We start from the raw sequence: 12,347 nt of genomic DNA, 5'->3' as shown, positions 1-12,347 counted from the left end.
CAGCAAACAAGGGGAGCCAGGCTCCCCTTCTTCATATCCGCCCCCGCCTGACCCTATGTCCCTTCGCATCTTTCACCACGCCACTTACTCCGCCCTGACGCTGCCCGAGCGCCACCGCTTTCCGCTGGCCAAGTATCAGGCGCTCTACCAGAGACTCCTGGCGCTAGGGTATCCGCTGGAGGAGGCCCGCCCCGCCAGCCATGAACAGCTGGTGCGGGTCCACGATGCCGACTATGTGCAGGCGGCCCTGGCCGGTCGGCTCGACGAGCAGGCCATCCGCCGGCTCGGTTTTCCCTGGTCGCCGCGGCTGGTCGAGCGCACCCTGCACTCGGTCGGAGCCACTATCGCCGCCAGTCGTCACGCCCTCGAGCAAGGCTGCGGCCTGCAGATCTCCGGCGGCTATCACCATGCCCACAGGGCGCATGGCAGCGGCTTTTGCCTGTTCAACGATCTGGTGATCGCGGCCCGGGCCTGCCTGGACGAGGGACGCTGCGAGCGGGTGCTGATCGTGGATCTCGACGTCCATCAGGGGGATGGCAGCGCCGCACTGTGCGCCGGCAGCCGTGACATCATCACCCTCTCCCTGCACGGCGAGCACAATTTCCCCCGCGACAAACCGGCCTCCCACCTGGACTTAGCCCTGCCAAGCGGCATGCAGGACGATGCCTACCTCGACACCCTGGCCCAGGCGCTGTCACTGGCGCTGCGCCTGTACGGCCCGGATCTCATCCTCTATCAGGCCGGGGTCGATGTGCATCAGGCCGATGATCTCGGCTATCTCGCCCTGAGCGATGCCGGGGTGCGCCAGCGGGACGCCATGGTATTCGACTGCGCGTGGCAGCAGGGCCTACCCATCGCCGCCGTGCCGGGGGGCGGTTACCGGCGCGACTGGCCGCAGCTGATCCCGCTGCACCTGTCACTGTTTGAGGAAGCCCGGCGCCGCTTTTGCTAGCCCCTTACGCCGCGCCGTTGAGAGAATATGATTTCCCAATTTTCAATTTCCAAAAAGAAGAGGCGACCCAGGGTCGCCTCTTCTTTATATAAAACACAGTAGTGATGTCCTGAGCCTATCAACATGGACAAGGGTGACCAGTGAGTGGCTTTATTCGTTGTTCATTGGTGGCCGTCAGGCATGGGCCACCGGCGTCGGATGCTCGCCCATTTTACGCAGCAGCATCAGCAGATAGATAAACGACACACAGGCGATCATGACAAACAGCAGATTATCCGAGTAATGCTGCATCAGCAGTGCAGTATAGGTCGGGCCAAGCAAGCTGCCAATGGTGTAGCTCAGCAGCAGCGCCTGATTCATCGCCACCAGTTGATGCTGCTCGACCTTCTCGCAGGCCCAGGCCATGGCAACCGGATAGAGCGTGAAGCCGGCGGCGCCAAGGATGAAGAGCGCCGGGCCCATGGCCGCGTTGCCGAGCATCGCCAGAGAGCCCAGGATCACGACAGATACCTGTACCCGCAGCACCTGCAATCGCCCGAAGCGATCTGCCAGGCGACCGATGGGCCACTGTCCCAGGATGCCAGCGCTCACCATCACCGCCATCCAGAAGCCAATGCCGGCATCACTCACTCCCTGATGGTTCAGATAGAGTGGCATCAACCCATACAGCGATCCCAGTACGATACCGGAGATGATGCAGCCGTTGACACCGAGACGGGCCTGACGCAGGCGCAGCATAGGCCACACCAAGGTTGTTGCCTGATGTTCGCCACGTTCGTGAACGATGTGAGTGAACAGCAGCGGCAGGATCGCGGCCAATACCAGGCCAGTCACCCAGGGCAGCACATCCATCAGACCGGTCGGCAGCTTGCTGACCAAGAGTTGCCCCAGCACAGTGCCCACGTAATAGACCATCATGTAGGCGGCGAGCAGGCGCCCCCGATTGCGCGCGTTGCCGCTGCACATCAGCGCACTCTCAACCACCACCCAGATCATGGCGCAGCCGACGCCTGCGATGAATCGCCAGATAAGCCAGCTCCAGAACCCAAAGGTGACGCCTAACCCGACACAACCGACGGCAAATATCAGGGACGCCAGGTAGTAGCTGCGATTAAACCCGACGCGTTTGATCAGCGCCCCCGCCAGCAGGGTCCCCAGCAGGTTGCCGCTGAAATAGGAGGATCCGACCATGCCCACCTGCCAGGTCGGCAGATTGTCATGGGCAAGCCAGAGCGGTACCAGGGTATTCAACACCGCGATGGCCAGGGTCAACAGCAGCAGGCCACAGAGCAATAACAGCACTGGCCGGGAGTATGTGGTCATGGGTGAAACCCTGAGGAGAGTCAAAATGCGAGCGCATCATGCCACTGCCAAATCCATTGTCAATCGGCACTGAACGAGCGGCAGCCAGGTTTTGCCCCGGCCCGGCCATTAGCGTCATAACAGAAGAGGCGACCCTGGGGCCGCCTCTTCATACCTGACACAATATCGGCTATTTCTGACGCTTCTTGGCGTACTTGCGGCGGGCGCGCGCCTGGCGCTCCTCTTCCCGCTCGGCCTTCTCCTTGGCCTTCTCCTCAGCCTCTTCTGCTGCCGCAACTATCTCGGCGCTCACCATCTCCGGGGTCTCCAGGGAGATGCGACCGAGCAGGCCGGAGCGGAACTCGTTGACCAGGATCTCGGACGCCTTGTGCAGATCGGCCAGGCCCCCTTTGCGCACGAAGGCGCGCTGACGGGCGATCATCTCCAGCAGCTCGATCTCGGTCTCCGGCAGATCCGCAATCTGGTAGCGCTCCTTGATGCGCTCCGGATAGGCCTTGATGAAGTAATCGGCGGCGAACATGGCGATGTCGGCGTAATCGAACACAGTGTCTTTGATGGCGGCGGTGATCGCCAACCGGTAACCGCAGGAGGGCGGGTTCAGCTTGGGCCACAGGAAGCCCGGGGTATCGGTCAGGATGACGTTGTTGTCGAGCTTGATCCGCTGCTGGGACTTGGTCACCCCCGCCTCGTTGCCGGTGCGGGCTATGGTGCGCCCGGCCAGGGTGTTGATCAGGGTGGACTTGCCCACGTTGGGGATGCCCATGATCATGGCCCGCACGCCGCGCAGGTCGAAGTTACGCTCCGGCAGCATCTCGTGGCACAGGGCCAGCAGGTTCTTGATCTTCTCAGGCTCCTGCTGGGTCAGGGGCAACGCCTTGATCCCCTTCTCTTTCTCCATGTGCGCCACCCACAGCTCGGTGATCGCCGGATCGGCGAGATCCGCCTTGTTCAGCACCTTGATCACCGGGGTATCGCCACGCAGCTCGGGCACCAGTGGGTTTTCGCTGGAGAAAGGGATGCGGGCATCGAGCATCTCGATGATGACATCGACCTGGGGCATGACCTCGGCAATCTCTTTGCGGGCCTTGTGCATGTGGCCGGGGAACCAGTTGATGGACATATCCGTTACTCTCTAAAAGGGGCTGCGGGCGCGCTGTGGCGGCTGGAGCGGACGTCGGGCGTCGCAAGGGGGCGCATTTTACCTGCTGGAGCCCCAATTTGACAGGCCATTCTAGCCCGTGGCACGGGAACCACCAAGCCGGCGGTCGGGTCGGGTCCGGGGTGTCGACCGCCAGGGTGCCCACATAATTAAGTGATTGATACAACATCACATTTAAATCCCGCCTTCACCGTATTGTCATCCACATTCACTAAAAGTGTCATCTGATCCCTCTAGGCTTCGCTCAGGTTTTACAAGGAGCGAACCCCAATGAGAAAAATGGCAGGACTTGCATTGATGATCGGCGCCGCCCTGGCCGCCGGCTGCAACTCCACAAATGACAGCACCACCCCCGAGCCCAGCGCCAAGAACGTGATCTTCTTCCTCGGCGATGGCATGGGCCTCAACACGTTGACCGCGGCCCGCATCTACGGCGTCGGTGAAGAGGGCAGTCTCACCATAGATACCCTGCCCCAGACGGCCTTCATCAAGACCTTCTCCCACGACTCCCAGGTCACCGACTCGGCCCCTTCCATGGCCGCCTACATGACCGGGGTCAAGAGCAACAACGGCGTCATCAGCATGGACAGTGATGCCACCCAGGAGAGCGACTGCAGCCAGAGCGCCGGCAAGCCGGTCACCACCTTGCTGGAGCTGGCCAAGGCCGACGGCCGCGGCACCGGCGTGGTCACCAGCACCCGGGTCACTCACGCCACCCCGGCCGCCACCTATGCCCACATCTGCAACCGGGATCTGGAGGCGGACATCGCCGCCCAGCTGGTGCCGGGCGGTGCCGGCTACAACGGCGCCCTGAAAGAGGGGCTGGACGTGGTGCTGGGGGGTGGCAGCAGCTTCTTCCTGCCAGCGGCCGATAAGGGCAAGCGGGAGGATGGCCGCAACCTCATCGACGAGATGCAGGCCAAGGGCTACCAGTTTGCCAGCACCCTGGATCAGCTGAACCAGGCCGATGCCGGCAAGCCGCTACTGGGACTGTTTGGCTCTAGCCACATGAAATACGACCTGGACAGACCGGCCAGCGAGCCGTCCCTTGCCCAGATGACCCTGGCCGCCATCAAGCAGCTCAAGGACAAGGAGAAGGGTTACTTCCTGATGGTGGAAGGGGGCCGCATCGATCACGCCCTGCACGACACCAACGCCAAGCGCGCCCTGCAGGATACCCTTGCCTTCGACGACGCCATCAAGGCCGCCATCGACGAGGTGAAGAAGACCGACCCCGAGCTGAAGAACACCCTGATCGTGGTCACCGCCGACCATGACCATACGCTGGTGCTCAACGGTTATGCCAAGCGCACCGGCAAGACCACCGCCGACAACCCGGGCGTGCTCGGGCTGGTGAAGAACTACGAAACCGGCGAACCGAGCAAGGATGCCGACGGCATGCCCTACACCATCATCGGCTTCGGCAACGGCTACAACCGGGTGGATGGCTCGCGCAGCAGCGTGGCCGCGCTGGACGATGCCACCGTCTCGGCCGACGACTATCACCAGGAGGTGGTGGTCAAGGTGGGTGACATAGGCAACGAAACCCATGGCGGCACCGACGTCTTCCTCGGCGCCATCGGCCAGGGAGCGGACAGCTTCCACGGCTCTCTCGATAACACCGCCGTGTTCGGCAAGGTCAAAGCTGCGGCCAAGCTGTAAGGAGCATTCCATGAGAACAAGCATGACAACAACCATGAAAAAGACCCTGGTGTGCACCGCCCTGTTCGGTGCCCTGGGTGGCCTGTCCCAGGCCCAGGCCAGCGACGCCAAGAATGTGATCCTGTTTATCGGTGACGGCATGGGCCCCACAGTGCTCACCGCCACCCGGCTGTTCAAGGTGGGGGAAGAGGGCAACCTGGAGATCATGAAGCTGCCCCGCAGCGCCCGCATCAAGACCTTCTCCAACGACGCCCAGACCACGGACTCGGCCCCCTCAATGGCGGCCTACACCACCGGCGTCAAGATGAACAACGAGGTGATCGCCATGAGCAGCGACACCCAGGCCGTTGCCCCGGCTAAGGACATCAACGGCAACAAGGGCATCAACAACTGCACCGGCGACAACGGCACCCCGGTGCCGACCATACTGGAGCTGGCCAAGGCGGCGGGTAAATCGGTCGGTGCCGTCACCACCACAGAGCTGACCCATGCCACCCCGGCCGCCACCTACTCCCACATCTGCCACCGGGACGCGGCCTACGCCATCGCCGAGCAGGCGGTACCGGGCGGTGCCGGCTTCAACACCGCGCTCGGGGACGGGGTCGACGTGCTGATGGGGGGCGGTGCCAATCACTGGACGCCCTACAGCGCCAGCAACAAGGGCGGCCGGGCCGATGGCCGGGATCTGACCGCCGAGCTGAGCGCCCAGGGCTATCAATACGTCACCACCCAGGGCGATCTGGCCAAGGTCAGCAGCGGCAAGGTGCTCGGCCTGTTCAGCGCCAAGTCCCACCTCGACTACGAGTTGGACCGCGTCGCCAAGGGCGCCGCCAATACCCAGCCGTCCCTGTCCGAGATGACCGCCAAGGCGATCGATCTGTTGAGCCAGAACAGCCAGGGCTACTTCCTGATGGTGGAGGGGGGTCGCATCGACCACGCCCTGCACGCCACCAACGCCAAGCGCTCCCTCACCGATGCGGTGGCGCTGGACGAGGCGGTCAAGACGGCGCTAGGCAAGGTGGACCTGAGCGATACCCTGATCGTGGTCACCGCCGATCACGACCACACCATGACCATCAACGGCTACTCCGCCAAGGGCAACAAGGTGCTGGATCTGGTCAAGAACGGCGACGGCACGACCCAGAACGACGTGGATGGCAAGCCCTTCACCACCCTGGTATTCGGCAACGGTCCCAACCGCGCCGACGTGCGCCCCACCCTCACCAGCGATCAGGTGATGGCGGACGACTACCTGCAGGAGACCGGCGTCAAGCTCGGCGCCGAGACCCATGGCGGCGGCGATGTGATGCTGTTTGCCGATGGCGCGGGCAGCGACCGCTTCAAGGGCACCTTGGACAACACCAAGGTGTTCGGCAAACTGCGGGAGGCGCTCGGCCTGTAAGTGGCAGGGGCCCGCACGGGCCCCTGCTCTTTCGAGCGACAGATGATGAGAAGACTCTTGCTCCCCTTGCTGCTACTCGGCAGCACCCTCTTTACGCAGGCGTGGGCCGACGAGGCGCCGGATCTCGCCGCCCGCATCAGTTATCAGGACAGCGTCACCGGCAGCGACGGCATAGCCCGAGCGAACCAGTGGCAGGAAAAGTGGATGCGGGTCGGCAACCAGGTGTGGAGCCAGCGGCTGATCCCGCTGCCCCTGGCCCGCGCCTACCACGCCAGCCACGACGCCAACCCCGGCCACAAGCACTTCACCCACCAGATGGCGGCCCGCTGGGTCAGCCGCGCCAAGGATGGCGAGCTGCAGCTGCGCTACGCGGATGCCTGGCACAATCAGCTGGTCGAGGTGCCCGCCGAGGAGTATGGCCAGGTCGCCTTCAAGCCCGACTGGACGCGCATTCGCCATCTCGTGGATCCGGCCCTGCTGGCGGGGATGACCCCCCTCGATGAGGCGGCGCCCGATCAGGCGCGCTGGTACGAGAAGCGAGAGGGCAAGCAACGCACCCGCATCCTCTGGTCAAACCAATGGCAGATCCCCCTGGTGGTGGAGTCCGCGAGCCTGGACGGCTATCGCAGCTACCGCATGACGCTGACCCTCAAGCCGCTGCCCAAGCAGTTGCCCTGGCAGCAGTTGGACGGCTACCAGACCCTGGACCTGCGCGACTTCTTCGACTGAGGGCGCCCCCGCCACGGGAGGCGCTCACTTTACGGGCAGAGATGGTACACTTCGCGTACTCATCCTTGTCCCGGTCCGTTATGCGCATTTCCGTCTTGCTGCTTGCCTTCTGTGCCCTCTGGCTGACCACGGAGTCAGCCCACGCCGTGGTGATCATCGCGGCCGAGGTGCCCCCCTTCGTCATTCGCTCCTACCAGGGCGCCCCGAGCGGCATGGCCATCGAGGTGCTGGAGGAGGCGGCCCGCCGCCTGGATGAACCCCTGACCTTCGAGTTGATGCCGATGGCCCGCGCCCTCATCCAGACCCGCCACCGGCCTGACGTGCTGCTGTTGCCGCCGGTGCGCAGCCCCCAGCGCGAGTCTCAATTTCTCTGGATAACCCCCCTGCTGGACGAGGCCTTCGTGCTGGTCAGCCACCGCCAGCATCATCCCGCCCCGCTCACCATCGAGGATCTGCCCGCGCAGACCATAGGGGTGATGCGCGGCTCCTATGGCCAGAGCCTGATCCAGTCCATCGCCGAGACCAGGGTGGAGCCGGTGGCGGCGGAGGCCAACAACGCCAACAAGCTGGCGCTGGGCCGCATCCAGGGCTGGGCCGTGGCCTGGAACACCGCCCGCTATACCCAGCAGCAGGCCGGCTTGCCGCTGACCAGCCTGGTGCGCGGCGAGACCCTGCAGCGCACGGCCATCTACCTTGCCGCCCACCCCGACTTCCCGCCCAAGGAGGCAGCGCGCTGGCGCAAGGCGATCCAGGCCATGCGCCGGGACGGCAGCCTGGCCAACATCATCAAGCAGTACGATTATCAGGCGCCCTGAGCCCTCGGCCGGGGCAATTGCCAAAGCCGTCCAGAATGGTTATGGTATCCACATGAAAGCGCTCATGATTTTTTCAAGTCTGCTCACACCCCATTGAGCCCCCGCCCTCGCCCCTGACCGCGAGTCGTTCGGGGGCACCGCCTGTGCGATCTCTTTACAACTTCTGACTTTTTCGACCGACCAGCCTGCCCGCCATCCTGGTCCTGTCCGCCATTGATAAGGAATGCCCTATGAAACAACCTCATCTCGTGATCTCCAGCCTGGATCTGGATCGCATCGAACAGTTGCTCGGCAACCATCCCCAGCACCTGGCCCTGCAAGAGGAGCTGGATCGCGCCGAGATCCGCGAGCCCGCCGACATGCCGCCGGACGTGGTGACCATGAACAGCACGGTGCGCTTCAAGATGCAAAACAGCGGCTCCGAGTTCTGCCTGACCCTGGTCTATCCGAAGGATGCCCAAGGGGACGAATCCAAGATCTCGGTGCTGGCACCGGTCGGCAGCGCCCTGCTGGGCCTGAAGGTGGGTGACAGCATCGCCTGGCCAGGTCCCGCCGGTCGCACCATCCAGGTCGAGATCCTGGAAGTGGTCTACCAGCCGGAGCGGGCGGGCGAGCTGCACCGCTAGTCGCCGCGGACGCGCGTCAGCCTCGGGCGGCGCGTCCCTTGCTGAGCGGCCAGGCGCCTGTCCTCCTGATCCCGATCAAGCTTTGGGTGCACGCCGCCACTTATCTTGGTCACTCTTTGCCCTCCCCCTTGAGCCTGACCTCGGCCACGGGTATCTTGTTGGCCGCGCCAGCACCCTGGCCGCAGATTTCAGGCTGACATCATGATAAAAATTGCCCTCATCGACGATCACCAGATCGTCCGCTCCGGCTTCGCCCAACTGCTCAATCTCGAACCCGATCTGCGGGTCGTTGCCGAATTCGGCAGCGCCGCCGAGGCGCTGGCGGGCCTGCCCGGCAGCGGCGTCCAGCTGTGCGTGTGCGACATCTCCATGCCGGATCAGTCCGGGCTGGAGCTGCTCAAGCGCCTGCCCGCCGGCCTCGCCGTGGTGATGCTGTCGGTGCACGACAGCCCGGCGCTGATCGAGCAGGCGCTGCAGGCGGGGGCCAAGGGCTTTCTCTCCAAGCGCTGCAGCCCGGAGGAGCTGATCGCCGCGGTGCGCACCGCCGCCCACGGCGGCTGCTACCTGACCCCGGACATCGCCCACAAGCTCGCCAGCCACAGCCGGGATCCCCTCACCAACCGGGAGCGGGAAGTAGCGCAGCTACTGGCCCGCGGGCTGGAGGTGAAGGCCATCGCCGAGCAGCTCGGCCTCTCCCCCAAGACGGTGCACGTCCACCGCGCCAACCTGATGGACAAACTCCAGGTCAGCAACAACGTGGAGCTGGCCCACCGCATGCTGGACAGCTGGTGATCCACCGCCTTGCCAGCTATGTCGCCATCTCGCTGGCGGCCTGCTTCATCTTCGCCGCCGGCTGGTTCTGCCTGTGGAGCATCGGCCTGCACCTGGCGGGCGGCCCGGTGCTGGCGGTGCTGCTGTTCCCGTTCGGGCTGCGGCTCGGCTTGCTGCTGCAGAGCCCCCTCGCCTACTGGCCGCCCTTGCTGCTGTGTGAAACCCTGCTGCTCTATTGGCTCGACGGCGAGATAGGCCTGCCAGCCTGGCCGCTGATCCAGGCCGGCACCCTGCTCACCCTGCTGCCGCTGCTCATCGCCCGCCGCCAGCGGGTGCGCAACGACTGGCAGCAGCTGCTGGTGCTGCTGGCCACCGTCACCGCGGCGGCGCTGCTGCAGTCCCTGCTCTGGCACCTGGCCGGGGAGGATGGCCTCACCGCCCTGCTGCTGACCCTGACCGGCGGCCTGACCCTCACCTCCACCTGCATGCTGATCTGGCACTACCTCACCCGTGCCACCTGGGTGCCACTCGGTCCGGCGCTGATCGATCAACCGGTGGACTGGCGCTTTCGCCACCTGATCTGGTACCTGCTGCTGTTCGTGCTCAGCCTCTGGCTGCAGCTCGGCCTGCCGGACTCCCTGGTGCGCTTCACCCCCTTCTGCCTCGCCATCCCCATCATGGCCATGGCCTGGCGCTACGGCTGGCAGGGGGCCCTGCTCGCCACCCTGATGAACACGGTGGCGCTGATGGCGGGCCAGGCCTGGCACGATCACCCGCTGGACCTGCTGCTCTCCCTGCTGGCCCAGAGCCTGACCGGCCTGCTGCTCGGCGCCGGCATCCAGCGCCAGCGCGAGCTGAACCAGGCGCTGACCCGCCAGCTCGCCCACAACCGCCAGCTCACCGAGCGGCTGCTGGAGACAGAGGAGAGCATCCGCAAGGAGGTGGCCCGCGAGCTGCACGACGACATAGGCCAGACCATCACCGCCATCCGCACCCAGGCGGGGATAGTGCGCCGGCTGGCGCCGGACAACCCTGGGGTCGGCCAGAGCAGCGCCCTCATCGATACGTTGTCGCTCGGCATCTATGACGCCGTGCGCGGCCTGCTCGGCCGGCTGCGTCCACGCCAGCTCGACGACATGAGCCTGGAGCAGGCGGTGCAGAGCCTGCTGCGGGAGCTGGAGCTGGAACGCCACGGCATAGTCACCCGGCTCGAATGGCGGCTGGCGGACGAGGATCTCTCCGATGCCCAGCGGGCCACCCTGTTCCGGGTCTGCCAGGAGGGGCTCAACAACGTGGTGAAGCACGCCAACGCCAGCTCTGTCCGTATTAGGGCCCAGCAGCAGGGGGAGCGGTTGCAGCTGCTGCTGGAAGACGATGGCTGCGGCCTGCCCGAGCAGACGGCCCAGGGCTACGGCCTGCTCGGCATCCGCGAGCGGGTGCAGGCGCTGGGGGGCAACCTGCAGCTCTCCTGCCTGCACGGCACCCAGCTGACCCTGAGCCTGCCCAGCCGCAAGCGAGACGAGCCCCATGCGTAACGACCCACTCCGGACGAGCCCAGTACCATGCTGAACTTTATGAAGAGCCGCCCGGCCGCCCCCCTGGTGCGGGATCAGCGCGAGATCGATGCCAGTTATCGCCACTGGCGCCTGCACATCTTGCTGACCATGTATCTGGGCTACGCGGTGTTCTACTTCACCCGCAAGAGCTTCAACTTCGCCATGCCGGACATGCTGGCGAGCGGCATCCTGGACAAGGCCGACATCGGCATGCTGTGGACCCTGTTCTACCTCACCTACGGCTGCTCCAAGTTCTTCTCCGGCATCATCAGCGACAGGGCCAACCCCCGTTACTTTATGGGGCTGGGGCTGATGGCGACCGGGGTCATCAACATACTGTTCGGCCTCTCCTCGTCGCTCTGGCTGTTCGCGGCACTCTGGGTCGCCAACGCCTTCTTCCAGGGCTGGGGCTGGCCCCCCTGCTCCAAGCTGCTGACCAGCTGGTATTCGCGCACCGAGCGCGGCTTCTGGTGGTCGGCCTGGAACACGGCCCACAACGTGGGCGGCGCCCTGATCCCGCTCATCGTCAGCACCATAGCCCTGCAGCATGGCTGGCGCTACGGCATGATAGTGCCGGGGCTCATCGCCATACTGGTCGGGCTGATCCTGTGCTGGCGACTGCGGGATACCCCGAGCACCCTGGGGCTGCCCACGGTCGGCGAGTGGCGAAGCGATGCGCTGGAGATAGCCCAGCAGACCCAGGATGCCGATCTGACGCCGCGCCAGATCCTGCGCAAATACGTGCTCGGCAACCCCTACATCTGGCTGCTGGCCTGCTGCTACGTGCTGGTCTACGTGGTGCGCACCGCCATCAACGACTGGGGCAACCTCTACATGACGGAGCAGCGCGGCTTCAACCTGATGAGCGCCAACTCCGCCATCTCCATGTTCGAGGTGGGGGGCTTTATCGGCGCCCTGGTGGCGGGCTGGGGATCGGACAAGCTGTTCAACGGCAACCGGGGACCGATGAACCTCATCTTCGCGGTGGGGATACTGCTGGCGGTGGGATCGCTCTGGCTGATGCCCTTCTTCAGCTACGTGATGCAGGCGGCCTGCTTCTTCACCATCGGCTTCTTCGTGTTCGGCCCGCAGATGCTGATCGGCATGGCCGCCGCCGAGTGCTCCCACAAGGATTGCGCCGGGGCCGCCACCGGCTTCGTCGGCCTGTTCGCCTACATGGGGGCGGCGCTGGCGGGCTATCCCCTGGCCAAGGTGATGGAGATCTGGCACTGGAACGGCTTCTTCGTGGTGATCTCGGTGGCGGCCGGGGTCTCAGCCCTGTTGCTGCTGCCCTTCCTCAAAGCCCAAGCGCCACGCACCCTCGTCGCCGCGCCGGACTGAGCTGAGCTGGA

General features: G+C 64.8%; 11 protein-coding genes. 9 read left to right on the top strand and 2 right to left on the bottom strand.

The features are described 5' to 3' along the window. Window positions 1–55 precede the first annotated feature (55 nt). Window positions 56–952: a histone deacetylase family protein gene (locus LG30_RS0113255; protein WP_033131177.1), complete on the top strand. Its 897-nt coding sequence runs from the start codon at window positions 56–58 to the stop codon at window positions 950–952. A gap of 174 nt (window positions 953–1,126) precedes the next feature. Here the strand turns inward: LG30_RS0113255 and LG30_RS0113250 are convergent, their stop codons facing one another. Together LG30_RS0113250 and ylqF are read right to left on the bottom strand one after the other, a co-directional pair. Continuing rightward, the gene (locus LG30_RS0113250) at window positions 1,127–2,275 is read right to left on the bottom strand and encodes an MFS transporter (RefSeq protein ID WP_033131176.1); all 1,149 of its coding nucleotides are present in this window, start codon (window positions 2,273–2,275) and stop codon (window positions 1,127–1,129) included. Between the two features lie 169 nt (window positions 2,276–2,444). After that, window positions 2,445–3,395 (bottom strand): ribosome biogenesis GTPase YlqF, encoded by a 951-nt coding sequence (ylqF, locus tag LG30_RS0113245; protein WP_033131175.1) that lies wholly within the window; start codon window positions 3,393–3,395, stop codon window positions 2,445–2,447. A 309-nt stretch (window positions 3,396–3,704) separates the two neighbouring features. Here ylqF and LG30_RS0113240 point away from each other — a divergent pair, with 309 nt between their 5' ends. The 8 genes from LG30_RS0113240 to uhpC all read left to right on the top strand — a co-directional run bounded on the left by LG30_RS0113240 (window position 3,705) and on the right by uhpC (window position 12,336). After that, a complete protein-coding gene (locus tag LG30_RS0113240; protein WP_033131174.1) occupies window positions 3,705–5,096 on the top strand; it encodes an alkaline phosphatase in 1,392 nt (463 codons plus the stop codon). Window positions 5,097–5,106: 10 nt separating this feature from the next. Beyond that, window positions 5,107–6,498, top strand: coding sequence for an alkaline phosphatase (locus tag LG30_RS0113235; RefSeq protein WP_033131173.1), 1,392 nt, complete (start codon window positions 5,107–5,109; stop codon window positions 6,496–6,498). Between the two features lie 45 nt (window positions 6,499–6,543). After that, window positions 6,544–7,227 (top strand): hypothetical protein, encoded by a 684-nt coding sequence (locus tag LG30_RS0113230; protein WP_033131226.1) that lies wholly within the window; start codon window positions 6,544–6,546, stop codon window positions 7,225–7,227. A gap of 80 nt (window positions 7,228–7,307) precedes the next feature. Continuing rightward, on the top strand, window positions 7,308–8,042 hold the full coding sequence (locus LG30_RS0113225; RefSeq protein WP_152599263.1) for a substrate-binding periplasmic protein: 735 nt from the start codon (window positions 7,308–7,310) through the stop codon (window positions 8,040–8,042). 230 nt (window positions 8,043–8,272) lie between these two features. After that, window positions 8,273–8,668, top strand: a complete 396-nt coding sequence (gene rnk, locus LG30_RS0113220; RefSeq protein WP_033131171.1) for a nucleoside diphosphate kinase regulator — start codon at window positions 8,273–8,275, stop codon at window positions 8,666–8,668. A gap of 201 nt (window positions 8,669–8,869) precedes the next feature. Further along, window positions 8,870–9,460 (top strand): response regulator transcription factor UhpA, encoded by a 591-nt coding sequence (gene uhpA / locus LG30_RS0113215; protein ID WP_033131170.1) that lies wholly within the window; start codon window positions 8,870–8,872, stop codon window positions 9,458–9,460. Further along, window positions 9,457–10,974: a signal transduction histidine-protein kinase/phosphatase UhpB gene (uhpB, locus tag LG30_RS0113210; protein WP_033131169.1), complete on the top strand. Its 1,518-nt coding sequence runs from the start codon at window positions 9,457–9,459 to the stop codon at window positions 10,972–10,974. Before uhpA ends, uhpB begins: the two co-directional genes overlap by 4 nt. A 27-nt stretch (window positions 10,975–11,001) precedes the next feature. Then, window positions 11,002–12,336, top strand: coding sequence for an MFS transporter (uhpC, locus tag LG30_RS0113205; protein WP_033131168.1), 1,335 nt, complete (start codon window positions 11,002–11,004; stop codon window positions 12,334–12,336). Window positions 12,337–12,347: the final 11 nt, after the last annotated feature.

Origin of the sequence: Aeromonas aquatica, assembly GCF_000764655.1 — a bacterium.
In the GTDB taxonomy this organism is placed as follows: Bacteria; Pseudomonadota; Gammaproteobacteria; order Enterobacterales; family Aeromonadaceae; genus Aeromonas; species Aeromonas aquatica.
Note: the sequence above shows the minus strand (reverse complement) of the source record. Positions and strands in the feature narration are given on the sequence as shown.

Bases quoted from the DNA above. Each gene is read 5' to 3' on its own strand.
- ylqF (WP_033131175.1), bottom strand. From the start codon at position 3,395: ATGTCCATCAACTGGTTCCCCGGCCACATGCACAAGGCCCGCAAAGAG.
- uhpC (WP_033131168.1), top strand. From the start codon at position 11,002: ATGCTGAACTTTATGAAGAGCCGCCCGGCCGCCCCCCTGGTGCGGGAT.
- LG30_RS0113230 (WP_033131226.1), top strand. From the start codon at position 6,544: ATGAGAAGACTCTTGCTCCCCTTGCTGCTACTCGGCAGCACCCTCTTT.
- LG30_RS0113225 (WP_152599263.1), top strand. From the start codon at position 7,308: ATGCGCATTTCCGTCTTGCTGCTTGCCTTCTGTGCCCTCTGGCTGACC.
- LG30_RS0113250 (WP_033131176.1), bottom strand. From the start codon at position 2,275: ATGACCACATACTCCCGGCCAGTGCTGTTATTGCTCTGTGGCCTGCTG.
- LG30_RS0113255 (WP_033131177.1), top strand. From the start codon at position 56: ATGTCCCTTCGCATCTTTCACCACGCCACTTACTCCGCCCTGACGCTG.
- rnk (WP_033131171.1), top strand. From the start codon at position 8,273: ATGAAACAACCTCATCTCGTGATCTCCAGCCTGGATCTGGATCGCATC.
- LG30_RS0113240 (WP_033131174.1), top strand. From the start codon at position 3,705: ATGAGAAAAATGGCAGGACTTGCATTGATGATCGGCGCCGCCCTGGCC.
- LG30_RS0113235 (WP_033131173.1), top strand. From the start codon at position 5,107: ATGAGAACAAGCATGACAACAACCATGAAAAAGACCCTGGTGTGCACC.
- uhpA (WP_033131170.1), top strand. From the start codon at position 8,870: ATGATAAAAATTGCCCTCATCGACGATCACCAGATCGTCCGCTCCGGC.